Source organism: Candidatus Saccharimonadia bacterium, assembly GCA_035544015.1.
GTDB lineage: Bacteria > Patescibacteriota > Saccharimonadia > UBA4664 > UBA4664 > UBA5169.
In genome coordinates, this window is sequence record DATKIP010000012.1 from 126,830 (window position 1) to 151,798 (window position 24,969).

32 protein-coding genes, 2 tRNA genes and 1 other RNA gene are annotated in these 24,969 nt (G+C 57.7%); 11 read left to right on the forward strand and 24 right to left on the reverse strand.

The window, feature by feature from the left end; genetic code table 11:
* The first annotated feature begins 3 nt into the window (after positions 1-3).
* The gene (locus VMT30_01145) at positions 4-963 is read left to right on the forward strand and encodes a DUF4931 domain-containing protein (GenBank protein HVQ43555.1); all 960 of its coding nucleotides are present in this window, start codon (positions 4-6) and stop codon (positions 961-963) included.
* Positions 964-1,017: 54 nt separating this feature from the next.
* On the forward strand, positions 1,018-2,574 hold the full coding sequence (locus VMT30_01150; protein HVQ43556.1) for a YifB family Mg chelatase-like AAA ATPase: 1,557 nt from the start codon (positions 1,018-1,020) through the stop codon (positions 2,572-2,574).
* On the opposite strand, the gene VMT30_01155 is transcribed toward VMT30_01150, so the two are convergent.
* Entirely contained in the window at positions 2,571-2,867 is a 297-nt protein-coding gene (locus VMT30_01155) for a hypothetical protein (protein ID HVQ43557.1), read from the reverse strand. The two genes, VMT30_01150 and VMT30_01155, sit on opposite strands and share 4 nt — an antisense overlap.
* A 101-nt stretch (positions 2,868-2,968) precedes the next feature.
* Between VMT30_01155 and VMT30_01160 the strand changes: the two genes are divergently transcribed.
* From VMT30_01160 to rplT, 6 genes are all read left to right on the forward strand, one after another.
* Entirely contained in the window at positions 2,969-3,448 is a 480-nt protein-coding gene (locus VMT30_01160) for a DUF4446 family protein (protein ID HVQ43558.1), read from the forward strand.
* Between the two features lies 1 nt (position 3,449).
* Positions 3,450-3,863: a polymer-forming cytoskeletal protein gene (locus VMT30_01165; protein ID HVQ43559.1), complete on the forward strand. Its 414-nt coding sequence runs from the start codon at positions 3,450-3,452 to the stop codon at positions 3,861-3,863.
* Between the two features lie 3 nt (positions 3,864-3,866).
* Complete coding sequence (locus tag VMT30_01170; protein ID HVQ43560.1) at positions 3,867-4,760, forward strand: diacylglycerol kinase family protein; 894 nt, start codon at positions 3,867-3,869, stop codon at positions 4,758-4,760.
* Between the two features lie 115 nt (positions 4,761-4,875).
* A complete protein-coding gene (infC, locus tag VMT30_01175; GenBank protein ID HVQ43561.1) occupies positions 4,876-5,388 on the forward strand; it encodes a translation initiation factor IF-3 in 513 nt (170 codons plus the stop codon).
* Complete coding sequence (gene rpmI, locus VMT30_01180; GenBank protein HVQ43562.1) at positions 5,375-5,575, forward strand: 50S ribosomal protein L35; 201 nt, start codon at positions 5,375-5,377, stop codon at positions 5,573-5,575. The genes infC and rpmI overlap by 14 nt, the downstream gene beginning before the upstream one ends.
* Positions 5,572-5,925 carry a 50S ribosomal protein L20 gene (rplT, locus tag VMT30_01185; GenBank protein ID HVQ43563.1) on the forward strand — a complete coding sequence of 118 codons (354 nt, stop codon included), beginning with the start codon at positions 5,572-5,574 and terminating at the stop codon, positions 5,923-5,925. Before rpmI ends, rplT begins: the two co-directional genes overlap by 4 nt.
* 110 nt (positions 5,926-6,035) lie before the next feature.
* Here the strand turns inward: rplT and VMT30_01190 are convergent, their stop codons facing one another.
* From VMT30_01190 to dut, 9 genes are all read right to left on the reverse strand, one after another.
* A complete protein-coding gene (locus VMT30_01190; GenBank protein HVQ43564.1) occupies positions 6,036-7,172 on the reverse strand; it encodes a glycosyltransferase in 1,137 nt (378 codons plus the stop codon).
* Positions 7,172-8,632, reverse strand: coding sequence for a sugar transferase (locus tag VMT30_01195; GenBank protein HVQ43565.1), 1,461 nt, complete (start codon positions 8,630-8,632; stop codon positions 7,172-7,174). Before VMT30_01195 ends, VMT30_01190 begins: the two co-directional genes overlap by 1 nt.
* A gap of 43 nt (positions 8,633-8,675) precedes the next feature.
* An RNA gene (rnpB, locus tag VMT30_01200) (RNase P RNA component class A) lies at positions 8,676-9,025 on the reverse strand.
* 129 nt (positions 9,026-9,154) lie between these two features.
* Positions 9,155-9,613 carry an NUDIX domain-containing protein gene (locus VMT30_01205; GenBank protein ID HVQ43566.1) on the reverse strand — a complete coding sequence of 153 codons (459 nt, stop codon included), beginning with the start codon at positions 9,611-9,613 and terminating at the stop codon, positions 9,155-9,157.
* 13 nt (positions 9,614-9,626) lie between these two features.
* Positions 9,627-10,157, reverse strand: a complete 531-nt coding sequence (locus tag VMT30_01210; protein HVQ43567.1) for a histidine phosphatase family protein — start codon at positions 10,155-10,157, stop codon at positions 9,627-9,629.
* Between the two features lie 219 nt (positions 10,158-10,376).
* Positions 10,377-10,452: transfer RNA gene (locus tag VMT30_01215), tRNA-Pro, on the reverse strand.
* Between the two features lie 336 nt (positions 10,453-10,788).
* Complete coding sequence (locus VMT30_01220) at positions 10,789-11,190, reverse strand: PIN domain-containing protein (protein ID HVQ43568.1); 402 nt, start codon at positions 11,188-11,190, stop codon at positions 10,789-10,791.
* Positions 11,187-11,486, reverse strand: coding sequence for an AbrB/MazE/SpoVT family DNA-binding domain-containing protein (locus tag VMT30_01225; protein HVQ43569.1), 300 nt, complete (start codon positions 11,484-11,486; stop codon positions 11,187-11,189). The genes VMT30_01220 and VMT30_01225 overlap by 4 nt, the downstream gene beginning before the upstream one ends.
* A gap of 45 nt (positions 11,487-11,531) precedes the next feature.
* Positions 11,532-11,963 carry a dUTP diphosphatase gene (dut, locus tag VMT30_01230; protein HVQ43570.1) on the reverse strand — a complete coding sequence of 144 codons (432 nt, stop codon included), beginning with the start codon at positions 11,961-11,963 and terminating at the stop codon, positions 11,532-11,534.
* A gap of 301 nt (positions 11,964-12,264) precedes the next feature.
* Here dut and VMT30_01235 point away from each other — a divergent pair, with 301 nt between their 5' ends.
* Positions 12,265-12,498, forward strand: coding sequence for a hypothetical protein (locus VMT30_01235; protein ID HVQ43571.1), 234 nt, complete (start codon positions 12,265-12,267; stop codon positions 12,496-12,498).
* A gap of 19 nt (positions 12,499-12,517) precedes the next feature.
* Here the strand turns inward: VMT30_01235 and VMT30_01240 are convergent, their stop codons facing one another.
* Positions 12,518-13,543, reverse strand: coding sequence for an IS630 family transposase (locus tag VMT30_01240; protein HVQ43572.1), 1,026 nt, complete (start codon positions 13,541-13,543; stop codon positions 12,518-12,520).
* A 72-nt stretch (positions 13,544-13,615) separates the two neighbouring features.
* On the opposite strand from VMT30_01240, the gene VMT30_01245 reads away from it, so the two are divergent.
* The gene (locus tag VMT30_01245; protein HVQ43573.1) at positions 13,616-13,780 is read left to right on the forward strand and encodes a hypothetical protein; all 165 of its coding nucleotides are present in this window, start codon (positions 13,616-13,618) and stop codon (positions 13,778-13,780) included.
* A 48-nt stretch (positions 13,781-13,828) separates the two neighbouring features.
* On the opposite strand, the gene VMT30_01250 is transcribed toward VMT30_01245, so the two are convergent.
* Entirely contained in the window at positions 13,829-14,461 is a 633-nt protein-coding gene (locus VMT30_01250; GenBank protein ID HVQ43574.1) for a site-2 protease family protein, read from the reverse strand.
* 87 nt (positions 14,462-14,548) lie between these two features.
* Between VMT30_01250 and rpmB the strand changes: the two genes are divergently transcribed.
* Positions 14,549-14,794 (forward strand): 50S ribosomal protein L28, encoded by a 246-nt coding sequence (rpmB, locus tag VMT30_01255; GenBank protein ID HVQ43575.1) that lies wholly within the window; start codon positions 14,549-14,551, stop codon positions 14,792-14,794.
* A 62-nt stretch (positions 14,795-14,856) separates the two neighbouring features.
* Here the strand turns inward: rpmB and VMT30_01260 are convergent, their stop codons facing one another.
* From VMT30_01260 to VMT30_01315, 12 genes are all read right to left on the reverse strand, one after another.
* Positions 14,857-15,471, reverse strand: coding sequence for an MBL fold metallo-hydrolase (locus VMT30_01260; protein HVQ43576.1), 615 nt, complete (start codon positions 15,469-15,471; stop codon positions 14,857-14,859).
* A gap of 12 nt (positions 15,472-15,483) precedes the next feature.
* Positions 15,484-16,170, reverse strand: coding sequence for a transcriptional regulator (locus VMT30_01265; protein HVQ43577.1), 687 nt, complete (start codon positions 16,168-16,170; stop codon positions 15,484-15,486).
* Between the two features lie 132 nt (positions 16,171-16,302).
* Complete coding sequence (locus VMT30_01270; GenBank protein ID HVQ43578.1) at positions 16,303-16,803, reverse strand: hypothetical protein; 501 nt, start codon at positions 16,801-16,803, stop codon at positions 16,303-16,305.
* A gap of 80 nt (positions 16,804-16,883) precedes the next feature.
* Positions 16,884-18,248: a divalent metal cation transporter gene (locus VMT30_01275; protein HVQ43579.1), complete on the reverse strand. Its 1,365-nt coding sequence runs from the start codon at positions 18,246-18,248 to the stop codon at positions 16,884-16,886.
* Positions 18,249-18,453: 205 nt separating this feature from the next.
* The gene (locus VMT30_01280; GenBank protein ID HVQ43580.1) at positions 18,454-19,173 is read right to left on the reverse strand and encodes a glutamine amidotransferase; all 720 of its coding nucleotides are present in this window, start codon (positions 19,171-19,173) and stop codon (positions 18,454-18,456) included.
* A complete protein-coding gene (locus VMT30_01285; GenBank protein ID HVQ43581.1) occupies positions 19,170-20,543 on the reverse strand; it encodes a MurT ligase domain-containing protein in 1,374 nt (457 codons plus the stop codon). Before VMT30_01285 ends, VMT30_01280 begins: the two co-directional genes overlap by 4 nt.
* A gap of 3 nt (positions 20,544-20,546) precedes the next feature.
* On the reverse strand, positions 20,547-21,422 hold the full coding sequence (gene miaA, locus VMT30_01290; protein ID HVQ43582.1) for a tRNA (adenosine(37)-N6)-dimethylallyltransferase MiaA: 876 nt from the start codon (positions 21,420-21,422) through the stop codon (positions 20,547-20,549).
* An 8-nt stretch (positions 21,423-21,430) separates the two neighbouring features.
* Positions 21,431-21,760 carry an MGMT family protein gene (locus tag VMT30_01295; protein HVQ43583.1) on the reverse strand — a complete coding sequence of 110 codons (330 nt, stop codon included), beginning with the start codon at positions 21,758-21,760 and terminating at the stop codon, positions 21,431-21,433.
* Positions 21,761-21,763: 3 nt separating this feature from the next.
* Positions 21,764-22,384, reverse strand: a complete 621-nt coding sequence (locus tag VMT30_01300) for a hypothetical protein (protein ID HVQ43584.1) — start codon at positions 22,382-22,384, stop codon at positions 21,764-21,766.
* Between the two features lie 2 nt (positions 22,385-22,386).
* Positions 22,387-24,237, reverse strand: a complete 1,851-nt coding sequence (gene thrS, locus VMT30_01305) for a threonine--tRNA ligase (GenBank protein HVQ43585.1) — start codon at positions 24,235-24,237, stop codon at positions 22,387-22,389.
* Between the two features lie 247 nt (positions 24,238-24,484).
* Positions 24,485-24,709 (reverse strand): hypothetical protein, encoded by a 225-nt coding sequence (locus VMT30_01310; GenBank protein HVQ43586.1) that lies wholly within the window; start codon positions 24,707-24,709, stop codon positions 24,485-24,487.
* A gap of 124 nt (positions 24,710-24,833) precedes the next feature.
* Positions 24,834-24,910 (reverse strand) — tRNA-Val (locus VMT30_01315).
* Between the last annotated feature and the right edge of the window lie 59 nt (positions 24,911-24,969).

The window sequence follows — 24,969 nt, forward strand, 5'->3', positions numbered from 1 at the left end:
TCGGTGGCGAAGTCAGCCCAATCCAAATTCACAAACGAGCGTGCAGAGCTCCGCAAGCACTATTTTCTCGATAGCTACGTCGTGATCGCGCCCCGGCGCAGCTTCCGGCCCGACTCTTTCTCCCGCGCCGCCGAGCCCCACAAGCTGGTCATGGACCACTGCCCATTCGATCACAACACCGAGCACGCCGTATGGCAGCATCCCCGCGGCGCCGACTGGCGCGTGAAAGTCGTCCGCAATGTCTTCCCAGCCTTTTCCCCCGACAACCCCAAGGCCTTTGGCATCCAGGAAGTTATCATCAACACGCCCGATCACTTCAGTGAATTTTCCGACCTCTCCGTCAGCCATATCGTCGAAATCTTTGCCGCCTACCGCCAGCGAATCAGCGAGCTCTCCAAAATCGACGGCATCCGCTACGTACTCATATTTAAAAACGATGGCCCCGTCGCCGGAGCGAGCATCGCCCACGCCCATTGCCAAATTTTTGCCCTGCCCATCATACCGCCCAAAATCGCCACCGAGAGCGACGCGCTCAATCACCATTGGGATCTCCACAACACCTGCGCCTATTGCGACACGATCGCCTGGGAAGAACAACAAAAAGTGCGCCTCGTTAGTCACGATAAACATTTTGTAGCCCTCGCCCCCTACGCCTCCAGTCACGCCCTGGAGGTCTGGCTGCTTCCTCGCCGCCACATCAACAAACTCGGCGAACTCCACGCCGATGAAATACAATCCCTTGCAATAATTATCAAAAAAATAACCGCTCGTCTCGATGCATCAACGATAAGTTTCAACTATATTATACAAGAATCCCTCGACCACCAAGACCATCATTTCGTCATAAAAGTCGAACCTCGCACCACCAAATTCGCCGGGGCCGAGCTGGGAACCGGCATCGAGGTAAATCCCGTCGCCCCCGAATACGCCGCCTTGTGGTACCAGGGCAAAACCACCGACTAGCCCTTGCATGTTCGCTTTACGTTCGGTATAGTGCAGGTCTCACCAGGAGAACTCATGCTAGCCACTACGTACGCCCCTGCCATTATTGGCATCGACAGCCACCTCATCTCCATTGAATGCGACATGACCAACGGCCTGCCCGGTTTTGTCATCGTTGGGCTCGGCGACAAAGCCGTCGACGAATCCCGCGAACGCGTACGCAGCGCTATCAAAAACAGCCAATTGATGCTGCCACCCAAACGCATCACCCTCAACCTCGCGCCCGCCGACCTGCCGAAAGATGGTTCCAGCTACGATCTTGGCATGGCCGTAGCCGTCCTCGCCGCGAGCGGCCAAATTGACGCCAGCCTCTTCGAAGGCAGCCTGTTTATGGGCGAGCTCGCCCTCGACGGCACCATTCGCCCCGTCCGGGGAGCCATCATCGCCGCCGAAATGACCCACCGCGGCGGCTTTGAACGGCTTTTTGTAGCCCCCGAAAACGCCGCCGAAGCCGCCCTTTCGGGCCAAACCAAGGTCTTCGCGGTATCAAGCCTCCTCGAACTCTATCAGCACCTCGTTGGCCATACGCTGCTTTCCCCGTTTGCTGCTACCGCGGGCAGCACCCTCGAGCCGGCCGACTCCCCAGTGGTAGATTTTAGCCTCATCTACGGCCAGGTTGCAGCCAAGCGCGCAGTCGAAATCGCTGCTGCCGGCGGCCACAACCTCTTGCTCACCGGACCTCCCGGCACCGGCAAAACTCTTCTTTCCAAAGCCATTATGGGCATACTGCCCCAGCCTACCTTCGAAGAATCCATCGAAATCTCCAAACTCCACAACCTCGCCGGCCGCCAGGCCACGGGCATCATGCGCACGCGGCCGTTTCGATCACCGCATCACACTGCCTCCAGCGTGGCCCTCATCGGCGGCGGCACCAAACCCCGTCCGGGCGAAATCAGCCTCAGCCACGGCGGAGTGTTATTTCTGGATGAATTACCCGAATTCCCCCGCGGAGTGCTCGAGGTGTTGCGTCAACCGCTAGAAGACGGCTCCATTACCGTTGCCCGCGCCGCCGGAGTAGCCACCTTTCCCGCCCGCTTTATGCTCGTAGCCACCCGCAATCCCTGCCCCTGCGGCTTCGCCGGTGACCCCGACGAAAAATGCCAGTGCGAACACGCCGCCATCAACCGCTACCAACGCAAAATTTCCGGTCCACTCCTCGACCGCATCGACATCGTCACCGAGGTGGCACGCATCGATCAACAAGCCATCATCCGCGCTCGTCCCGCCGAAAGCAGCGCCGACATAGCCGGGCGCGTTCAGCGCGCCCGCACCATCCAGCAACAGCGCGCCTACGAACACGGCGTCAGCTGCAACGCCCACATGAGTACTAGAGATATTCAAAAACATTGTACTATTAACAACGAAACTACCGATATCGCGTCTCATGCCATGAGCAATCTCAGCCTTTCGGCCCGCGGCTACAGCCGCATCCTAAAAGTCGCCCGCACCATCGCCGATCTAGAAGCCTCCTCAACCATCCAAACCCACCACTTCACCGAGGCGCTCCAGTACCGGCCCCGACTCCCCGAAACCCGTACCAACCACACCGCCCAAGCCAGCGTAAACGGCTAAACCTTTACCAGATTATAAATCGAGGCGCCCACGGAGGTGTGCACGAGCACAAAGTACAAAACCAGCTCTACGCCGACCAAAGCCACCGCCATTACGCCGATTCGCCGCAAATCGCTCGAAACGTACGAGAAATCACGAGTGCTTACCGCGGGCGCCACCGAGCGGGCGCTAGACTGAAGCGACGCCCCCATCGCAGCCGGAGATTCTGTCGCAGTCGCTACAACGGCGGTTGCGCCGGCAGCCTCAACGTGCTTGAACTTGTGCTTTTTTGCCGTATTCTTCTTCTTTGCCATGGCCCGCATTGTAGCATATCTGGCACCCCCCTCGCCTGGTCCCAGTTTGCGCCGAGGTTGCTCCACGCCATATACTGGTGACGAGCTAGAAGGACCTCGTTGTGATATATGCCCTCATTGCCCTTGCCCTGGCCAGCCTCGGCCTTGGTGTTATTGCCCTCGTACAGGTACGACGGCTCACGACGCGCTTCAGCGCCGCACTCGGCGGCAATGTCGCCGCATCGCTCGAATCCACCCTCACCGGTCACCTAGCCCGCGTTGAAGCCGTCGATAGCCGCCTAGGCGAGCTAGAATCCGAATACCAGCGCCTTTCGATCACCGGCGCCCTCGCCTCACAAAAGATCTCGGTGGTCCGGTTCAACCCCTTCGGCGACACCGGCGGCGATCAAAGCTTCAGTCTAGCCGTACTCGATGCCCACGATTCCGGCTATGTACTTTCGAGCATCCACGGCCGCCAAGGCACCCGGGTTTACGTCAAGCCCGTCGACTTTGGCAAGAGCAAATACCAGCTTTCGGTCGAGGAGCAGCAAGCCTTAAACCAAGCCGCCAAACGCGTACCCCAGATAAGCGAGGAGAACTAACATGGCTCGAAAAAGTCACGATGACGCACTGGGAGTAGCCGGCGGCGAAACGATCATCGGCGCCGGTGTCACCGTGCATGGCACCCTTAACAGCGATGCCGATATCACCATCGACGGCAGCCTCGACGGCACCATCACCACCGCCGGCGACCTCACCATCGGCGTCAACGGCCGCATCACGGCCGACGTCACCGCCACCAATATCACGATACTCGGCCACCTCAAGGGCAACATTACCGCCACCGGCGAAGCCTCTATCCGCGAAACCGGCCAAGTCGAGGGCGACATCGTTTCCGGTGGGCTCGCCATCAGCCCCGGCGGTATTTTCGTGGGCCGCAGCCAAATGCAAACCGTCATACCGCTCGGCCCCGAACCCACCAAACCCGAGCCTCAATCCGAGACCAAGAATCTCTAAACCATGTATTATTACATCGTCAACCCAGCAGCCGGTCACGGACAGATCAAAAATCTCCAAGAAAAGCTGCGTTCACGCCTCGACAAGCTAAACATTCGCGGCGAATGGGTCAAAACCACCGGCCCCGGCGACGCCACCAAGCTCGCCAAAGCTGCCGTCGCCGCCGGGCACACCACCATCGTAGCCGTCGGCGGCGACGACACCGTCAACGAAGTCATCAACGGCATCGAGCGCGACAACGTCGCCGTTGGCATCATCCCCATCGGCACCGCCAACCGCGTCGCCAGTCAGCTCGGCATCATCACCTGGTCCCAAGCCTGCGAAGCCCTGGCCGCCCGCCGGCTTACCTCCTACTCGCTGATCGCTGCCGGCCAAAAATTCTTTCTCTCCACCCTCACCCTCGGATTCGAAACCGACCTCGACAAAACCGTCGACACCTCGCAGTCCGGTGTCCGCGCGCGCGTCGGCCAATTTGCCCAGAGCCTCGGACACGCCTCCCATTACAACAGCCTGGGATGCCGCATCGAAGTTGACGGCAAATTCACCCTGGCCTGCGATATCTTCACCCTCTCGGTAGCCAATCAAAAATTTCTCAACCCCCTAGCCGAAAACCGCCTCATTATCGCCCTCAGCGACCGACCCCAGGCCCGCCTCGGGCTCGGCACCATGGTGTGGCGCACCTTGCGGCGCCGCAGCGGCGAGAGCCTGCTCGAGGACACCGCCACCACGCGCTTCCTAGCCCACCGCGTGGTGATCGAAACCGACCCACCCACCGGGATCATGGTCGACGGCAAAGTCGCCGGGCGCACGCCCATTGCCATCCGCCTCACCGACCGGCGCATTCGCTTTATCACCGAGAAAATTATCGCCGATTTCAAGGACGCCATTGCCGCGTAATCACCACCCCCAAGCCTCTAGGAAAATAAACGTAATACCCGTTGACCAGGAACCCTCAAACTGATATAGTACCGAAGAGCTTTTTCAAGGAGACTTCCAGATAAACAAAATCCGCTTGAACCGTGAGATCACCGCCCAAACTGTTCGTTTGGTCGATGTTGATGGGTCACAGCGTGGTATTGTTAGCCTCCGTGAGGCACTGGACCTAGCCGCCGAGGCTGGCCTAGATCTGGCAGAGATAGCTCCCAACGCCGAAACTCCCGTAGTCAAAATCCTCGATTGGGGCAAATACCGCTACGAACAAGGCAAGCAACTCGCCAAGAGCCGTAAGTCTCAAAAGCAAGTTGAGGTAAAGCAAGTCCGGCTCGGCCTCAAGATCGGTGAGCACGATCTGCAGGTAAAACTAAGCCGGGTCAAGAAGTTTCTCGAACAAGGCGACAAGGTCAAGATCAGCCTACTGTTCCGAGGACGCGAAATCACTCACCCCGACCTCGGACGCGCCATTCTCAAGCGAGTTATGGATCAAATCGAGGAATTCGCCGTCCAGGAGCAAGCCCCTCAACTTTCAGGCCGCGACCTCAACATGATAGTAGGATCCAAGAAGGACACCAAAGATGCCAAAGCTTAAGACACACAAGGGAATGGCCAAGCGCATCAAGATCAGCGCTACCGGCAAATTGATGCACCGCCGCGCCTACCGCAACCACATGCTCGCTCACAAGTCGGCCTCGGCCAAACGTGAGTACGTTAAGGAATTCCAGATTTCAGCCGGCGATACTGCCAACGTTAAGGTAATGCTAGGAAATTATAAATAATGCGTATCAAACGCGGCGTCACCAGCCACGCCAAACACAAGAAACTCCGGGCCCAGACCAAAGGCTATAGCCTCGTCCGGCGCGCCAGCGTCCGCCAGGCTCGTCAGGCTGTCCTCAAAGCCCTCCAATACCAATACCGCGACCGCCGCAACATGAAGCGCGACCTCCGCGGTCTTTGGATCACCCGCATCAACGCCGGCGTCAGCCAATTCGGACTGTCTTATTCGGTCTTCATGGGCAACCTCAAAAAAGCCGGCGTCACGCTCGACCGCAAGATCCTCGCCGAGCTCGCCGTCACCCACCCCAAGGCCTTCGAAGCGGTCGTAGACACCGCCAAAGCCACCAAATAGATACGTTCGAAACCAAAAAACGCCTCCGCACCGATGCGCTAGGCGTTTTTTGATTTCCCCAATACAAAAATAGTAATTAATGCAAAAATACCCAGAAAATCCGCAAAAAACTAAGGGCGCAAAGTACCCTTATTCAAGGTAAAAACATCCCATTTATCTCGCACAAATTTTGCCATGGTTTTGCGAAATATTGACGCATCAAACTCTTTGGCCCGCGCCCGAATCACCCCCTCATCAAATGTCATCCCCTCAAATCGCTGCACCGCATCAGCCAACGCCGCACCGGTTTGCGATCCAAAGAGCACACCCGTCTCGCCGTCCGTCACATACTCCGGAGCGCCACCGCCATCATAGGCAATCACCGGCGTACCGACGGCCATAGCCTCTAACGGCACCATACCGAAGTCCTCTTCCGGCGGAAACACAAAGGCCTTGGCCCCCGCAAACAACCGGTCGCGCTCGTCGTCGCTCACTCGCCCCAAAAACTCAATATTAGCCTGCGCCCGCGGCCGCTGCCGGGCAATCTCCTCCCCCGCCCCCACCACCTTGAGCGGCAACCCCAGGCTATTGAATGCATCCACCGCCACATCCAGCCGCTTCGACGCCACCTGCCGCCCCACAATCAAATAATAATCACGCCCCCCCGACCCCACCACCCCCTGCGCCCCCATCACAATCGGCGGATAAATCACGGTCGAATCCCGATGATAATACTGCGCAATCCGCCGCTGAATATGCCGCGAGTTCGCCACAAACACATCCACCCCCTGCGCCGCCCGGTAGTCTACCCACCGCAGCACCCCAATCAGTACCGGAAACACCAGCCGCGCCAGCCAGTTAAAGGCCCCAAAGGGCAAATTCTTGAGCCGCCATTCATAATCGCTCCAGTAGTAACGCACCGGCGTGTGGCAGTAGCAGATATGCAGTGTCTCCCCGCTCGTCCGCACATACTTGGCCTCGGCCGCGCACGACGAAATCACAATGTCATACCCACTCATATCAAGCGTCTTAAATGGCGTCCCCAAAAATATCGGAAACAGCTGGTGCTTCAGCTTCAAAAACGGGATCTTGTCCAAAAACGTCGTTCGAATATCGGCGCCCGCAAATTCCGGAAACTTTTTGGGATCATAGGCCGAGGTATATATCGGCGCCTCCGGATACATTTGATGCAATTCATACAACACCTTCTCGGCCCCGCCAGGCGACGTCAGCCAGTGATGCGTCAGCGCAATCTTCGGCTCGCGCATCAGTATGCCCCCTTACCGGCCAAAAACGTCAGCGCTGTCTTCAGCAAAATCTTGGTATCAAGTAGCAAGCCCCAGTGCTCGACGTAATAAATATCAAGCTTCACCCGGTCATCATAGCTAATATCACTCCGTCCCGAAATCTGCCACAACCCCGTCATTCCCGGCTTGAGCGCCAAGAAGGTCGCACCCCGCTGGCCGTAATGATCCAACTCCGCCGCCACAATCGGCCGCGGCCCCACCAGACTCATTTCACCCTTCAGCACATTCAAAAACTGCGGCAATTCATCCAGACTGGTGCGGCGCAAAAACCGCCCAAATCGACTCACCCGCGGATCATTCTCTATTTTGTGCGCCCGCTTAAATTCCGCTATCAGCTCAGGGCGGCCCATCGCTCGCAGCGTCTCCTCGGCACTCGTAAACGGACGCCCCGGCCCGTCACAATAGCGCCATTCCATCGTCCGAAACTTCAGCACCCCCACCGAGCGTCCGCTTCGGCTCAAACGATGATGCCGATACAACACCGGGCCACTCGGGTCCCGCAGTTTTATCAGCAACGCCAGCCCCACCAGCAACGGCGACAACACCACTATGGCCAACGCCGAACCCATCAAGTCAAACACCCGCTTCGCCACCCGCCCCCAACCATCAAGCGGGGTGAGCCGAATCTCAATCATTTGCACCCCGGCCAACGTACCAAGCACCGAGTTTGAGGCGTACAGCCCAAACTGGTTCGGCACAAACCGGTACCCAATCTGGTGATTAGCCGCATAATTTACCAGCGCCAAAATCTCGTCCTGCTCCAGCGCCGAATCGGCCTGAATAATTTCATCCAAATTACCGTCCGGCGCCACTGCCGCGATCGCCTCCTCGAGCGCGTCAAACACCGGCACCCCCCGCATCCGCTTCGCCGCTCCCCGCGACCGGTCCACGCACGCCAGCAGCCGGTAACCCGAAAACGCCTGCTGCAAATCCGGCACCATCCGCTGCGCAATCTCGCCGCTACCAATGATCACCGCGTTATGCACCCCCACTCCAAACTGAAACAACCACCGCTGCAGCCAACGCACCAGCGTCCGCGACAGCAACACAAACACCAGCCCCAAACCGTAAGCATAAATCGGCACCGCCTTAGACGGAAACAACGACTGCGGCTGAAAGAAATCCAGCAAAATGCTCAGCATCACTCCACCCGACACCGCCACAAAGACCTTGCCGATCTCACCCAGCTTCCCGCGTAAGTTCGACTGCACGTACAACCCCGACAACGCAAAAATCACAATCCACAGCGGCAGCAAAATCAGCAGCACGTGCACAAATTCAGCCGCTGGAATCGGATGAGCCACCGGTTTGTCCTCCAGCTTCACCCGAATAATATAGGCCGCCGCAAACGCACCTAGCAGCGCCAAAAAATCCAATGGCACAAGTATTACGCTAAAAAATAATTCGCTTCGTTTGCGCATAATCTGTTGTCGCTATTGTACACCGCGCGCTAAAAATAATGGCATTGCCAGACTAGTCATAAGCCGGATTCTGTCGAGGATGATCATCTATCTTGGGTCCACGTTGCCGCGAACCTCATGCGGTCTGATCGCTCAAACGCGCGAGCAGCGCCCCTTTCGGGATGTTTGAGCCGCCTTGCAGCGGACGGGGTTTACCTCCTCGCCTAGTCACCTAGGCCAGCTGTGCGCTCTTGCCGCACTCGTTTCACCCTTACCGAGCTTGCGCCCGGCGGTATCGTTTCTGTGGCACTTTCCCTACGGTCGCCCGCGGTTGCCGTTAGCAACCGTCCTGCTCTATGCTGTCCGGACTTTCCTCACCGACCTTGCAGCCGGCGCGATCATCTTCTAGTCTGACCTTCAGATTATGACAGATTACGCTCAAAAATTCAAATTAAATTTTCACTATTGATGTATCAAATACAACACAGATCAGCCAGTAGCAGCAAAGTAATCAAAATCGGCGCGGCCATCGACCTACCAGCTTCATTCCGACATCCTAGCCAACGCCTCCCTGACGCTGACATCAAAGTCCTTAACATATTCATAGCCCTTGAGTGCTTCGGGATTGATCCAAGCAAAATCGGTGTGCTCCCAATCCAAGGTAATAGCCGGTTTTTGACGCAACATTACCAATACCGGGTATACCACCCATGTCCGGCCGATGCCCTGGTCATCAACTTCATACGGCCTGCAAACGCCCATGCTCGCAATGACGCGCTCATCAAAGGCCACCTCTTCCATGAGCTCCTGTTTAGCAAACTCCTCAATCGATTTTGGCTCATCGATAAACCCAGAAATTCCATTCCACAGGCCCCGGTAGGTGCCTACTTTCTGGCTACGTTTTACGATAAGAATTTTTCCCTCATAATAAACAACCACATTCAACACTGGCGCTTTGCGCGCACCAGTGAAGTCGATCCGGCCGTCATCAAAACGAGGCAATCCACGAGGAAGCTCAAGCCGAATACACCCATCCGGGCTGCCACTTCCAGGGTTCCGATATGATATCCTCAAGCTTCTTACCCAGCAAATGTTCTTCAAACCCATACTGGGTCGCCCGATGACCTATAATCACAACGGTCTTATTTTGATACGACACCCTGAGATCTTCCAGAAACTTAGCCACCCGCCTAGAAGTCTGTTCGTAGCTCTCGCCATCAGGGAACGGCTTGCTAATGTGCTCGGCTTTTTTTGCCTCAACCTCACTTTTAGGAGCTTGGGTCAGCTTCCCGTAACCACATTCGCGCAATCTCGAATCAATGAATATCGGAACCAGCCTATCCTTGAAAGCAATTGCAGCCGTCTTATAGCTTCGCTGCAAATCCGAGCAAAATACCGCATCGGGCAAACGGTCCTTATACCGGGTTCCCAGCTCAGAAGATTGACGCAATCCGGCTTCCGAGAGATCGACATCATTCCACCCCGACGAAAGCTCAGCTTCGTTGTCCAACGAGGTCGAATGAGCCTCGAAAATAATGGTTACCATAGAGTAAGTCTAGCAGACAAAAAATAATTCCTGGTCAACCATACGCCTCACCTTAGCGAACTATTCCGGCAAATCCTCAAAACGACCATCACCGTTTGAGTCTCTTCAAACTTGGTTGGCAGAAGCTGGCCTTCAAATTCAAAATTACTGAGTCTTGTCATGCAGCCAGTATAGCAACAAAAGGAGACCGCTTGGGTCTCCTTTCAAGCATAAGTACATTGGTCGGGGTGACAGGGCTCGAACCTGCGACCTCACGGCCCCCAGCCGTACGCGCTACCAACTGCGCCACACCCCGATAATTTACAATCTCTGGTCGAGCCACTTGCGACCGGCACCCGACTTGAGAAAATGCTCCCTCTTCATGGCTTCGGTTCTGGTTGGCAAAACCTCCGTATACTCTACCCTAAAAGGAGCAATCGATCGAGTTGATTTAGTGATGCCGGAATTATGTTGCTCAAAACGGAGCTCAAAATCCTGTGTCTGGCCCGTATATCGGCGCCCGTTCTTTTCGCTCCGCAACACATATATGGTATACAATCCTAACTCCTCACGGCCCCCAGCGTCGCCACGGCGACCGCTACCAACTGCGCCACACCCCGATAACTGTCCGATTATGAGTCAATTCGGCCACTTATGCAACTAACCGCACCAGATGGGGCAAAGCCTTTGCCAATTTCTTATCGTATGTAAGCAATGGCCCGGTTCCATTCAGTTCCGCATAAACCGCCAGCGCAATGTCGATGAACGACACCGCCTTATGATGAACATATACCGGCATAACTTGGGATATCAGGAGCCGATTACAGGCAATTTGCTCAATCCTCGTAAGCTCGGTGATGAGATCAGCAATTAACCGCCGATCGAATCCATAGGCCGACCCCTGCAAAATCCACACACACTCAAACAACACCACATCCTCAACCGTAAATTCACTCCTGCGGCCCTTCGCTACCATCGCCACCGTTGCCGGCGACTGGGCCGGATGATCCTCGAGCAACAGCCGCAACACCAGGTTGGTATCAAGTGCGCTCACTCCGACTCTCGCATTCGCTCTACTCGATAGGCCGCCGCATCGCGATGAGCCTGTAAACGAACCTCCCTCAGTTCATCATCGGTCTGCGGGAAGGTTCGGTTGGTGCGCTGCATATGCTCTCGCACGCGAGCGTGGAGCGCCGCCAACTCCTTATGCCAATCCGGCTGCTCAATCGTAGCGATATCCCCGGACAAATCAAAACTCACCGCCTGTCCCGGCTTGAGCCCCAGCTTACGCCGAATCTCGACCGGAATGGTCACCTGCCCCTTGCTAGTCATGGTAGACGAATACTTCATGGTATTACCCTACCAAAAGGTAATACCACCCGTCAAGGTATTACCTCAGCGCCCGGTATGCCCGTACCCCTGCTCCCCGCGCTCGGTCTCATCGTGCGCCTCCACCTCGACCCACTCCACGCGCTCCACCGGCTTCACGAGCACCTGCGCCACTCGATCACCGTCCTCGATCGTATACGGCTCGTCCGATAGATTCACCATGATGATCTTGAGCTCACCCCGGTAATCCGAATCAATCGTCCCCGGCGCGTTCACCGTCGTCACCCCGTGCTTGGCAGCCAGCCCACTACGCGGCCGCACCTGCATCTCGTAGCCCTCCGGCACCGCCACAAACAGCCCCGTAGGCACCAGCGCCCGGCCCAGCGGCCCCAGCGTCACCGGCGCCTCCAGGTTGGCCCGCACATCGAGCGCCGCCGCTCCCGCCGTATGATACTCCGGCAGCGGATGCCGGCTCTTATTGATAATCCGAACTTTCATTTACACCCCACTCAATAAATCCTGGCTCCGCGCCACCGCAGCAGCCACCAACTTTTCCCTGCGAATCGCAGGTGGGTGCCCTCAGTCACGTGGTCCACGGACCCGGACAATCTTAAGCTCCCGTTGGTAGTAGTACAGAGAAAAATTTATGCACCGCATATGCGTATGGTGCAGAGACCTGTTTATTCTATAGGCGCACATCGTCCAGATCAATCCAGGCGAGATAGACATTAATGATCATACATTGTATTATTACAAAACCTGAAGTCAGGCGCACCGTTCGGACAGATTGGAGCACATCATGCTGCTTACGGATATCAAGATCGCGTTCCTCCTGGTCCTCGGCCTCAGCATGGTAGCCGCCGTAGCCTGGGGAACCATACGCGTGAGGCAGATGTTCCGACAAGGCGAACTCATCCTGGAACTGTCACAGTTCCTCGTGACCAGGAGCAACGGCTGGCTCGACCAAACGATGATCCCGCGGTACAAACGCCGCACCGTCATCCTCTTCACCTACCGCTCGACCTACCTATAGCCCTCTCAAAACAAAACCGTCATAAACCATATTTAAACAGCCTTCCGGCAATATAGCCGGTAAAGGCCTTTTTTGTGTCTTCAAAGGTAGAACGCTGAATATTGGCTACAGCTTGCTTGGTGGTGTTCCAAACATGCTCAATTGGATTGTTGTCAGGGGCATAGGGCGGCATGGGGATGAGGTGGACCCGCTCCAAGAGTTGGCCTTTGGCTAAGGCTGTTCGAATCGCACGACCTTTGTGGAAGGCGGCATTGTCCCAGATAATGGCAATCTTCTTGTCTGGGTGGTTTTTCAAGAAGAGCTCGAATGCCTTCAACACCTCTTCCTGGTTTTGCCAGGGCATTTCATACACTTCGCAGGTGAACGATTTCTGGTTCAAGAACCCGATATAGCTCTGAGCCTCTTTGTCCCGGTCGACTTTGACAATGGTGCGCTTGCCCTTTTTGAGCCAAGCCCGGCGGGTAATAGCTTCTTGTTCTATCCGGACTTCGTCAACGGCAAACACTTCCCACTCCTTGCTGGTAAGCAGCGGGGCAACTTCAGCATGGATTTCTCGCATCCGGGCCTCAATCGTAGCCACATTGCGCCTGAGGTCAAAGGTATCCGGGTACTTAAACGACAGATTACTAAACCGTAGGAGGAAATGATATGACTGCGGAGATTCATACACAATCTCAAACTTGGTCTGGAGGTAGGTTTTGAGCTGGGGTACATCCCAGAAGGCCTGAGGCAAGCCAAAGTCGGAGGGTGGAGAGCTGAGCGCCTGCTTGACCTCTTGGCGCTGGTCGCGGGTTAGAGGACTGGCGTTGTCATTGCCGGCGTGGCCGGTGAATATCATGCTGAGGCGACTAGTTCGCCAGGCATTGAGCCAGCTCCCCACGGTTCGTGAGGAGCGGTCTTGGATGTCGCCAATGTCAGCGGATGACATCCCTTTATTCGCCATGAGTACGGCCCCAGCTTTATATCGTATGAGGATGAGTGGGGAGGTTTTGGCATATTCCTTTAAAAGAATCTTTTCTTCGTTGGTGATATTTGTTTTACGCATTTGCAATTAAGCGTAACAAAATCTCGAAATAAATGCAGGTTTTGTTTTGAGGGGGCTATACCCGAGCAAGAGGTGCGGCTCCTCCCCCACCCCAATCGCTACGACATCGTGGTCTTGGTATCCACCGACCGTGCCGATCAGCAATACGCCGACATCCTCCTGGAACAATTCAAGACTGATCACCCGGATGTCAGAATACACCGGCAGCTCCACGAACCCATTACGCGCGCTCACTAGCTTCAGGCAGAGGCCCCCGGACACCGCGTCCGAGGGCCTCCCGCCGTTTTAGAGCACGCTACTTGCCGGCACCAGCAGCCGCACAATCGCGATCGTCGCCTGCGCCACCCACGGCGCGATAAATTGATACCCGAGCAACATCACCGCCAGCAGCACCACAAACCCGGACTGCTCTATCCGGTCCATCACCTCGCGCAAGCCCGGCGGCGCCACCGCATACAGCAGCCGCGAACCATCCAGCGGCGGAAACGGAATCATGTTAAACACAAACAACCCTACGTTCACGATAATGAGTGCCGCGAAAAAGGTGGCGCCCACCGAGCTAAACGGCAATAGTTGCGCACACAGGGCAAAAAAGCACGCCAACAACAGGTTGGTAAACGGCCCGGCCAAAGCCACCAACGCCGCACCCCACCGCCCCCAGCGCACCGCCCACGGGTTAAACGGCACCGGCTTGGCCGCCCCAAACACCACCGGCGAACCCACCACAATCAAAAACAATGGCAGCGCCAATGTGGCAAACGGATCGATGTGCGCGAGCGGATTGAGCGTCAGCCGGCCCTTATCTTTAGCTGTCGTATCGCCCAGATAGTGCCCCATGAGCGCATGCGCAAATTCGTGCAGCGTGAGCGCCAGTACCAACGCCACCACCTGGGCCAAAATTTGAATCGGATCATGCATACACGCAATTGTACTATATGCAGTGCCAAATCATTGACTTACCAGATGAAATTAGCTACACTTACCGAGTTGTTTTAAGGATTTGTCATGTCTTACGCATGCGACATCACGGGCAAGGGCAAGCAGTTCGGCAATAACGTGCCGTTTTCCCAAAAGAAGACCCGCAAGGTCTGGAAGCCCAATCTCCAACCCAAGACGATTACCATCGGCGGCCAAAAGGTTCGGCTGAAGTTGGCCACGTCCACTATCCGCACCCTCAAGAAATGGGAGCGGGAAGAAGTTGCCAAGCTAGCCAAGATCGAAGCCGCCAAAGCCGTTCCCGCCGCCGCCTAACTTTTTCGTCCCTAAAAAAAACCGCCTCACAAGGCGGTTTTTTCGTTACTCGATGATGCTCGTCAGGAGCCAACCCGCGTCAGCACCACCACCTGCGTTTCGGCCGGCGCCTCCTTGGCATTCACGCGCAGCTTGCTCTCCGGCTCGGGGTTAGCCCCCATTTCCTTCAAAAACTTCTCCAGCCCCGCCTGCGGGACGGGATATGTTGTAATTCCGTCATCATAATGCACCGGCACCACGTAGCCAGGCTCGAGCTGCGCCACCACATCGGCCGCCCCCTCGGCGTCGAGCGTGAGGCCGCCCCCACCCACCGGCACCACCAGCACGTCCACCTGGCCGAGATTCTCAACCTGGTCCTCGTCGAGCTTGCCCGAGATATTACCAACCACCACCACGTTCACCCCATCAACCAGCACGCTAAAAGCCGTGCCGCGGTGGCCGTCTTCGTCAATGTGCAGCCGAGCCGGAGCGCCGGTGATCATTGCCCCCTTCACCTCGTACTCACCGGGGCCGTCGATCACCATCGCCCCCGCGACCTCGAGCCATGTTCCGCCCTCGGCCGGCCCAGTCACCACCACCACGTCAGCCTTGGCCGAACCCACTGGGTCGCTCACCACATTGAGGTTGCGCCCCGACAGCTTCACACTTCCTGCCCCCAGATACGTAATATCCATCATCCGTCTCCCGTCTTAATTCCTGATAATATCGCGTCCGCGACCCGGCGTAGCCGCTGTCACAATCGCCACCGGCACATACTCGCCAAACGTCACGTCGCTATGCGCCAACGGTTTTTCCTGGCCGTCGATGATCACAATTTTGCGCGCCTCAAGCACCGTCGTGATAAACCGGTCATTGAGGCTCAACCGGTATTGGTATTCGTCGGGTGTGAGCGCCGAATAATTGAGCTCGCGGCCCATCTCTTTCTCCATCTCCGCCACCACTTTTGCCAACCGCGCCTTGTTGATATCCCCCACCACGAAAATGTCCACGTTGGTGCGGCTGTCCCGCGCAAACGACCCCGTCAGAAACGCAAAGCTTATCGACCCCGTCGATCGCAACCGCTTGATGATCTTGTCTTCTTCGCGCGTCTCCTTCACCACCGGGTCGCTCGATTTGGCTGGCATACTCGTAAAGATACTCCGCAGCTGCTCATAATATTCATACTTCGGATTCACTTCATAGTACAGCCGATTGTTCGAGCCGTCCGAAGACACCAACCCCACCGACAACAAATTCGCCAGCTCCCGCCGCACGGAATTAATTTGTTCATCGATTTTGCGCGTAATTTCGCGCACATAAAACGGCCGACCTGGATTATTAAAAAACAGGCTGAGCAGCTTCACACGCGTCTTCGAACCAAACAATTGTTCGACCATACCTGAACACTTTCCGCCTCGGTTACCCCTGTATTGCCACATAGTATAGCAAATTAGCTCAACGATATCACCAGACGCTCGAAGGGGCCCGGCACGCAAGTGCGCACCGAGCCCCATGGCCCCAAAAAGGGCCTACGTAGAAGTAGGCGTTGTGGCTACGGCCTGGAGCGTTTTGATCAACCGCCCCGCGACGGGCTCGCGATCAGGCAGACCGTCGCACAATGCCTGGTCGAAGTAGGACTTGGACACGACCCCCTCGTCACCCGGCTGCTGGTAGGTAGTCTCGACGCGACAAACCGGATCTCTGTCCGAGCCCCCCACTACATCCCGCTTCACCGATGTACCCCAGGAAGAGTAATCCAGCTGCAGCGTATCAACGCCGTAAAGGACATACCCGTCCATCGGTGTAGTACAGAAACTCCCGGCCGGGTAATAGACGCTCCAGTGCTCGGCGTGGCCATCCGGCTTGAGCCAAAATCGGCACACACCGTCGTGCACCTTGGGATCACGCATCTCAGCCCGAACCACAGTGCCGGTCTCATGGACCTTGATTCCCGACCCGCAAGCCGCCGCAGCTGGAGCCAGCGCCACGATCAACAGCCCGACCACGCCCAGACGATGTACTCGACGCATACACCTTACCTTTTCTCTCAGGTGCCCGCAGGCACTCAGTGCTTACGCGCCTCGCATGATATAAACAAAAACAAGTTCGTTCAAGCGCGAACAATCGAGACCAGCAACGCCACGGCCGCAGCCGCCATCACTCCGAAACAAATCCACAGCCCCGCCAGCGACAACCAGCCGCTGCGATGCTCGCCCATCACGTCCGCCCGCCGCGACACCCGCGCAATCAGGTAAATCAGGGGCACCGCCGCCAACCCATTAAACACCGCCGTAAATATCAGCGCCTTGATCGGATCGAGTCCAATGAAGTTAAATACCAACCCCGCCAGCGTCCCAAAAATAATCACCAAATAAAACTGCCGCGCCTGCTTAAACTTCCGAAACAACCCTTCGTTCCAATTGAATGTCTCGCTCAGCGCATACGACGACGATCCCGCCAGCACCGGCACACTCATGAGCCCGATGCCAATCACCCCCACCGCAAACACCACCTTCGCGATGTAGCCCGCGTTCGGGAAACCGTCCACGAGCGGCTCCAATGCTTTGGCCGCATCGGCCGCCGAGTCAATATTCGTGACCCCATGCGCCCCCAGCACCACCGCCCCCACCACAATCACAAACCACGCCGTCACGTTCGAAAACAGCATCCCCAACGCCGTATCAATCCGCAGCCGCCGCAAGTACGGCGCCGTCAGCTTGGGCACCCCACCACGCTGCGCCAGCCGGTGCGCCGCAATCTCGTCCTCTACCACCTCGCTCGTCTGCCAAAAGAAGAGATACGGCGAAATCGTCGTGCCAAAAATCGCCACCACGATGTAGAGGTACTCCGGGCTCCACACAATCCGCGGCGTCACCGTTGCCCGCAGCACTTCCTGCCACGGCACGTTCACCAAAAACGCCGTCACCGGATACGCAAACAGCGCCACGGCCAGCCACTTCAAAATCCGCACGTAGGTCTTGTACGCCACCAGCACTTCCAGCACCAACATCACCACCGCAAAAATCATCGCCAGCAGCGCAAACGGCAGCGGCACCAGCAGCTGCATACTCGCCGCCATGGCGCCAATGTCGGAGCCGATGTTGAGCGTATTGGCCACCACCACCAGCCCCACCACCGGGTACAGCACGTATGCCGGGTAATGCTCGCGAATCACCGCCGCCAAGCCCTTGCCCGTCACCGCGCCGATCCGCATGCAAGCCTCTTGCACCGCCGTCATTAGCGGGTAGGTAAACAGCATCGTCCAAGGCAGCGCAAAGCCAAATTGCGCCCCCGCCTGCGAATACGTCGCCAAACCCGACGGGTCGTCGTCGGCCGCTCCCGTCACGATCCCTGGGCCCAAAATGCGCAAAAATCGGCTAAATCCACGCTGACGCCGGCGCCGCTTCGAGCCGGCCGGCGCCTTGGTAGCTTCGAGCTCCGCCTCAGTAATCGCCTCGTCGGGCAAGAGAATCATAGTGCCTACAAGCATAACCACAATCCGACCCGCCCGTCCAGTAGAATGAGACAACAGCCGCCAAACCACTATTCCATTTCTCGGAATAGTGCCAAAATGGTCGATGATTTATCCCTTTATAAAGCCATAAAAATTTACCTGCCTTTGCACTATTCCAGAAAATGGAATAGTGCCAACACCCACGCAGGTTCTTCGAGACAACAGCCTACCGCGGCCGTCCCGCGGCCACCCCCGCCGCCACGTGCTCCAGACGATCATCGAGCGGCTCCAGCTCCGTCACCCCATGCCGCCGCCGCAACGCCTCCAGCAGCAAATGATCCGCCAGCCCCGGATTCTTCGGCAGCACCGGCCCGTGCAAATACGTGCCCACAGCCGCCTGCGTCATCGCCCCTTCGCGCCGACTGCGCACATCGTTCCCATAGCCCTTCACGATCCGCCCTAGCGGCGCCTGGCCCTTATCGAGCCTCGTAGCTCCCGAATGATTCTCAAACCCCACCAGCACCCCGTAGTCGCTCTGCGATACCACATTACCAATCATCCGCACGTTACCCGCCCGCGTCGTGGCGCCAAACACCCCGATTCCCGGAATCCGGCTCCCATCGTGCGTCACAAATTCTCGCCCAAACAGCTGGTACAAGCCACAAATCACCAACATCGGCACCCCAGCCGCCGCCATCTCCCGCAGCGCCTCGCCGTGCCGCGTGAGGTCCGCGCCCACCACCAGCTGACCCGAATCCTGGCCACCGCCGCCAAACACCAAGTCCACAGCCCCCCAGTCCACCGTTTCCCCAATTTCCACCGGCACCACCCGCGCTCCAAACCCCCGCCACTCCAGCCGCTTCACGAGCGTAATAATATTGCCCATATCGCCATAAATATTCATCTCTCGCGGGTAGAGATGCGCGATCGTGATATGCCCTCTCATCGCGGCATCGCCTTCATCTGCGTACGCCGCGCCAGCAACTTGCGCACCTCAAGCATGGCCGTATACGTAGGCAAGATGTACGCCGTTTCACCCGCCGGGGTCGCCGCCACGAGCGCCTCAATGCCCTCGCCCACGCTCGCCGCCGTCTGCGACTCCACCCCGGCGTAATGCAGCCGCACCGCCATGTCGGCGCCGCGCACCCCCGCCGTAAACGCTCGTGTATCGTGGCCCCCCAGGGCCTCAATCGGCACATCCCACAGCCACGATACGTCGCGGCCATCCGCCGCCAAATCGTTGATCACAAACAACACCCGCACCGCCTCGCGGCCAATCACAAACGTTTGCAGCACCTGTGCAAACCCCGCCGGGTTCTTGATGAGCAGCAAACACAGCGTCCGGCCATCGATCTCCACCCGCTCCACCCGGCCAAACGCCGCGCGGGTTGCCGCCAGCGCCGCCTGCATCACCGGCATCTCCACCCCATATCCCACACCCAAACTCACGGCCGCCAGCGCGTTGTAGAGATTGTACGTTCCCGGCAGCGGAAACCGCAGCTCCGTCCGCTTACCCCGCACCGCCACCACAAACCGACTACCGTCACGATCAGCTTCCTCCACGTTCGTCACCGCCACCGTCGGCGCCGGCCGCCCAAAATCTCCCTTGGGACAGCGATAATGCCCCACATGCCCATAAAACACCCGGCTAAATTCCAGCCGCGAGTGGCACACCGGGCACCGATCCGAATCCGTAGCCGTTTGATGCTCGCCCACCGCACTCACCGGCATGCCCTCAATCCCAAAATAATGCACCTGCTCAGGGCTGCGGGCATACGTGGCCAAGCTCGCCACCAACGGATCATCGGCGTTCAAATAAACTTGGGCATCGGTACCTGCAATCCCCTCGCCAATCAGCGCGGCAGTCGTATCTAGCTCGCCGTAACGGTCGAGCTGATCCCGAAACAAATTCGTCACCACGATATGCGTCGGCCGCACCTCCGGCGCCACCCGCCGCAAGCTCGCCTCATCCACCTCAAACAGCCCCACGGTCGCGCGCACCCGACCGCCCATATCGGCCGCCCGTATCAACGCCGACGTCACGCCGCGTTTCAGGTTCGACCCACTGCTGTTCGTCACCACCACCAGCCCCATCGCCTCCAAAAACTCTGCGATAAGCTTGGTCGTGGTCGTTTTGCCATTCGTACCCGTCACCAAAATCACCCCGCCGCTCAAACCAGCCGCCAGCTTGGCCGCCAAATGCGGGTCCAACCGTTCCGCCACCAACCCCGGCAATGCCCCGCCACCGCCGCGTCCAAGCCCTCGGCTCAAAGCCGCCGCCACCTTCGTAACAAGCAATGTCAGCGTGACGTTCATGGCTCAAGTATAGCGCAGTCCAAAATCCGCCACCAATTGCTCGGCTTCGGCCGCCGACTGTACCCACCGAATCCCCTCATGCCGTTTAAACCACGTCACCTGTTTCTTGTAGAGCGCCATGTCGCCGCGCACGAAATCAGCCGTCGCTTGCTCGAGCGTTTTGGTCCCCAAAACGTACCCCTTAAATGCTCGATACCCAATCACCTCCAGCGCCGCACTTTCCCAGCCATACATCTCACCAATGTCTTCAACTTCACGAATAAAGCCTTCCTCAAGCATTTTTTTCACTCTTTGCTCCACCCGATGTTGAACAATTTCTTTGTTCAAGATCGTCCCCAACACCAATGCCTCGGGCACCATCTCGGTCCGCCGCGTTCGCCGCTCACCAGCCGTTTCAATCGCCCGAATCACCCGCCGGCGGTTGGTCCGCTCCACGGTTTCGTAGGCCTCCGGATCCTCCGCCGCCAGCAGTTCCAGCAAATCTTCATCGCCCATCGCCTCCAATCGCGCCCGCAAAGCCGGCTCAGATTCTGACGGAAATTCATAATCAAACAACACTGCGTCCACATACAATCCGCTCCCACCCACCAACAGCGGCAGCCTACCCCGGCTCGCAATATCAGCCATTGCCCCCACCGCCAGCTGCTTAAACGCCGCCGCACTCAGTCGCTCGCCGGGATCAATCACATCCAGCATATGATGCCGCACCCGCGCCTGCTCCGCCGCCGTCGGTTTGGCCGTGCCAATATCCATGCCGCGGTAGAGCGTCCGCGAATCGGCGCATACAATCTCGCCCCCAAATCGCTCAGCCAAATGCAAGCTCAGCGCCGTCTTGCCCGTAGCTGTCGGCCCTACCACGGCCACAAATTTCGCTCGCACGCCGCTCATCATACTGCAGCCCCACCAATACCCGGCGGCCACCACAGCAAAGCCTCAATATCCACCACATAATCCGCATCCACCACCACACCCTCGGCCCGCAGCCGCGCCGCGTGCTCGCTGCGGCCACCGTGAAACCCACTCGCCAACCCACCGCGCCTATTTACTACCCGCTGCCACGGCAGCTCCTCGGGGCCGTAGTGCGCCAGTCCACCCACAATCCGAGCCGCCCGCGGGCTGCCGCACACCGCCGCAATCTGGCCATACGTCATCACGCGGCCAGCCGGAATCAACGCCACCAACTCGTACACCCGCTGAGCAAAAGTATCGTCCGCCACCGCTCAAATCCCCAGATACCGATGCAGCGCCGCCACTCGCTCCCGCCACGCTCCGCTCTGCCGAATCCTACCCACTACCTCGATAATCCGTTCCGCTTCCGGCACATTCGTGCCCAGCTTCAACGCCTCACGCTTCCAAGCCTCAGGTTCGTATGCGCCGCCAAGTATCCAGATCATGTGCTGGTTCCATTGCCCCACCACCGCGGCCCCGCCCGCAGACGCCACCACCGCCAGCTCCTGCGCATTTGCCGGCGCCGCAAACATGGCCGCCAAGCGCTGCCGCTCAGGTCCCTCCAAGGCATAATCAGCCTGCTCCGCCGCCTTCACACCCCGCCATTCCACCACATCCGTCTCCGGCAACAAACCCAAGCCCTGTTCGCGAAAAAATTGATTCCACGCCTCATCCAAATAGCTATGCAACAACATGCCCACGCGCCAGGCGTCCTCCTCATGCCGCACATCGTCCATAGTTACCCCCTCCCGGTGCGTCAAAGACCGGGGCAAACCGGCCAGCAGCCGAATGTCCGGAAACGCCGAGCCCCGCACCACCGCCGCCTCATCCAAATCCGGATGATCACGTACGTAGGCCTGCGCATACACCATATGAATCAACGGCGCCGGCATCGCTACAGGCGGCTCGCGGCCGCGCGCTCCGCCGCCTCGGCCGCCACCGCCTCGGCGAATTCAACTACCCCAATTTCGCCCTCAAACTCACCGTGCCCCCTGCGCAACCGCGGGCTAATGCGGCCACTTTCGCGTTCTTTCTCACCCACCACCACCGTATACGGCACCTTCGCGAGCCCAGCCGCCCGTATTTTCTTACCCACACTCTCGGCGCCAGCGTCAATTCCCACCCGCAGACCCTTGGCCGCAAAGTCCCGTCGCAGCTGCTCCGTGTATTCCAAAATTTCCGGCGTCTCGTTGATCGGCGCCAGCCGCACCTGTTCCGGCGCCAGCCATGCCGGAAACGCTCCGGCCGTCTGCTCCAGCAAGAGCACCATAAACCGCTCGAGCGAACCCGCAATCGCTGCGTGCAGCATCACGATGCGCTCCCGCTCACCAGCCTCGTTGGTCACCACCAGGTCAAAACCTTCGGGCTGACCCATGTCGATCTGGATCGTTGCTGCCTGAAATTCGCGTCCAAACACGTCCCGTCCCATGAAGTCGATCTTCGGCCCATAGAAAGCCGCCTCGCCCAAACCATCCATATACTCCACGCCACGCGCCTCTATCACCGCCTTCATCTGGCGCTCGGTGCGCTCCCACGTCTCGGCCGTACCCAAATATTCATCCATTTTATCCGGATCATGCCGACTAAACCGTACCTTCAGCTCAATCCCGAACTTCGCGTTAAACGCCTGCACGATATCCCAAATTTTACCCAATTCCGATTCAATCTGAGTCGTCCGGCAAAACACGTGCGCATCGTCTTGCGTAATCGACCGCACCCGACTGAGCCCCGAGAGCTCGCCGCTCTGCTCATCGCGGTACACCATCGTGGTCTCACGGTAGCGGATCGGCAAATCCCGATAGCTCCGCGGCTGCGAAGCGTAAATTTGCGTGTGGTGCGGGCAGTTCATCGGCTTCATCGCAAACTCATGCCCCTCCCGAGTTTTAATTTTGAACAACTCCTCCGAAAACTTCTTCCAATGCCCGCTCTTGATGTACAAATCCTTCTTGGTAATATGCGGAATCGTTACCGCCTGGTATCCGCCGCCAATCGTCTCGCGCAGCTCCTGCACAAAAGCGTTGATCTGCTCGCGAATCAGCGTTCCCCGCGGCGTAAACAGCGGCAATCCCGGTCCCACCAGGTCCGAAAACACAAACAAGTCCAACTCTTTGCCCAACTTACGATGATCGCGCTTGGCCGCCTCTTCGAGCATGTCCAAATGCGCCAAAAGCTCGGGCTTTGTTGTAAATCCTACACCATAGATGCGCTGCATTTGTGCATTCTTCTCGTCGCCGCGCCAGTACGCTCCAGATACACGCATCAATTTAAACGCTCCCACCTGGCCCGTTGAAGCCACATGCGGCCCCCGGCACAAATCAGTAAACGGACCGTCCGTGTAGATGCCCACATCATCCACTTTGACACCTTCACCCACCCCCATTTGCGATCGATCAATTTCTTTCGCCACCGTGGTACCGTGCTCCTTAAGGTCGCCCAGCAGGTCCACTTTGTAGGCTTGGCCCTTATCGCCAAAATATTTGAGCGCTTCTTCGAGCTTCATCGTGGACTGCTCAAATGGATAGTCTGCCTTCACGACCTCGCGCATTTTGCCCTCGATTGCGCCCAAATCCTCCACCCCAATCGGCTTTGGTAGATCCACATCATAGTAGAACCCGTTCTCCACCACCGGCCCCACGCCAAACTTAGCCTCGGGGTACAGCTCCTGGATCGCCGTGGCCATAATGTGCGCCAATGAATGCCGCATCGCAAATACCTGCTGGTCTTGATCGGACTGGGGCTTGCTCATAAAAAATGCTCCTTATACCAAAACAACGCGCCATTCCTGGCGCGTCTGGACCCTCGCGGGCGGTTCCACCAGACTTCCTCGGCTCGTAAGCCAAGACTCTTTGGTCGCCGACGTTCGCCACCGGCAGCGGAGCTCGCGGGGTGGTGAAGCCCGGTCAGCGCCCTATGTACCTGGCGGGATTATAGCGCACATTCGCACGCAACAAAAGCGCCCCGGAATACGGGGCGCTTTTTTCGAAAAAATCGAACTATGGTTGCTGAACAGGAGCCTCGGGCGAGGAAGGAACCGGCGCTTCACCCTCGGCCGGCGGCTGGGGCGCTTCTTCGGGCTGCTCGGGAGCCACCGGGGCATCCAAGGGAGCCGGTGCTGCGGCGGGGTCAGAAACCGTTTCCGGACCAGCCGGTGCTACCGGTGCTTCTGCAGGAGCCACTGGCGGCTGAGGGGTAACTTCATCATTCTTTTCGGTATCCATATTTGTTTTCTCCTTATGTGTTCGTCACTATAGCATAAGCAAGATAAATTTTCAACCGAAGTATTTGCCCCATACCAAGCCAAAAACAAAACCGCCCCGAGGGGCGGCTTCGTAGAATAATTCCTGGTGGATCCTAGAGGACTCGAACCTCTGACCCCTTCAACGTCAATGAAGTGCTCTAGCCAACTGAGCTAAGGATCCAAATTGTTACAAGGCCAAACTATACCGCAACCCCGGGCAATCTTCAAGCCCACCGGGTT

Bases quoted from the DNA above. Each gene is read 5' to 3' on its own strand.
- VMT30_01150 (HVQ43556.1), top strand. From the start codon at position 1,018: ATGCTAGCCACTACGTACGCCCCTGCCATTATTGGCATCGACAGCCAC.
- VMT30_01155 (HVQ43557.1), bottom strand. From the start codon at position 2,867: ATGGCAAAGAAGAAGAATACGGCAAAAAAGCACAAGTTCAAGCACGTT.
- VMT30_01165 (HVQ43559.1), top strand. From the start codon at position 3,450: ATGGCTCGAAAAAGTCACGATGACGCACTGGGAGTAGCCGGCGGCGAA.
- VMT30_01170 (HVQ43560.1), top strand. From the start codon at position 3,867: ATGTATTATTACATCGTCAACCCAGCAGCCGGTCACGGACAGATCAAA.
- rpmI (HVQ43562.1), top strand. From the start codon at position 5,375: ATGCCAAAGCTTAAGACACACAAGGGAATGGCCAAGCGCATCAAGATC.
- VMT30_01190 (HVQ43564.1), bottom strand. From the start codon at position 7,172: ATGCGCGAGCCGAAGATTGCGCTGACGCATCACTGGCTGACGTCGCCT.
- VMT30_01195 (HVQ43565.1), bottom strand. From the start codon at position 8,632: ATGCGCAAACGAAGCGAATTATTTTTTAGCGTAATACTTGTGCCATTG.
- VMT30_01210 (HVQ43567.1), bottom strand. From the start codon at position 10,157: ATGGTAACCATTATTTTCGAGGCTCATTCGACCTCGTTGGACAACGAA.
- VMT30_01225 (HVQ43569.1), bottom strand. From the start codon at position 11,486: ATGAAGTATTCGTCTACCATGACTAGCAAGGGGCAGGTGACCATTCCG.
- dut (HVQ43570.1), bottom strand. From the start codon at position 11,963: ATGAAAGTTCGGATTATCAATAAGAGCCGGCATCCGCTGCCGGAGTAT.
- VMT30_01235 (HVQ43571.1), top strand. From the start codon at position 12,265: ATGCTGCTTACGGATATCAAGATCGCGTTCCTCCTGGTCCTCGGCCTC.
- VMT30_01240 (HVQ43572.1), bottom strand. From the start codon at position 13,543: ATGCGTAAAACAAATATCACCAACGAAGAAAAGATTCTTTTAAAGGAA.
- VMT30_01250 (HVQ43574.1), bottom strand. From the start codon at position 14,461: ATGCATGATCCGATTCAAATTTTGGCCCAGGTGGTGGCGTTGGTACTG.
- rpmB (HVQ43575.1), top strand. From the start codon at position 14,549: ATGTCTTACGCATGCGACATCACGGGCAAGGGCAAGCAGTTCGGCAAT.
- VMT30_01260 (HVQ43576.1), bottom strand. From the start codon at position 15,471: ATGATGGATATTACGTATCTGGGGGCAGGAAGTGTGAAGCTGTCGGGG.
- VMT30_01265 (HVQ43577.1), bottom strand. From the start codon at position 16,170: ATGGTCGAACAATTGTTTGGTTCGAAGACGCGTGTGAAGCTGCTCAGC.
- VMT30_01270 (HVQ43578.1), bottom strand. From the start codon at position 16,803: ATGCGTCGAGTACATCGTCTGGGCGTGGTCGGGCTGTTGATCGTGGCG.
- VMT30_01275 (HVQ43579.1), bottom strand. From the start codon at position 18,248: ATGATTCTCTTGCCCGACGAGGCGATTACTGAGGCGGAGCTCGAAGCT.
- VMT30_01280 (HVQ43580.1), bottom strand. From the start codon at position 19,173: ATGAGAGGGCATATCACGATCGCGCATCTCTACCCGCGAGAGATGAAT.
- VMT30_01285 (HVQ43581.1), bottom strand. From the start codon at position 20,543: ATGAACGTCACGCTGACATTGCTTGTTACGAAGGTGGCGGCGGCTTTG.
- VMT30_01300 (HVQ43584.1), bottom strand. From the start codon at position 22,384: ATGCCGGCGCCGTTGATTCATATGGTGTATGCGCAGGCCTACGTACGT.
- thrS (HVQ43585.1), bottom strand. From the start codon at position 24,237: ATGAGCAAGCCCCAGTCCGATCAAGACCAGCAGGTATTTGCGATGCGG.
- VMT30_01310 (HVQ43586.1), bottom strand. From the start codon at position 24,709: ATGGATACCGAAAAGAATGATGAAGTTACCCCTCAGCCGCCAGTGGCT.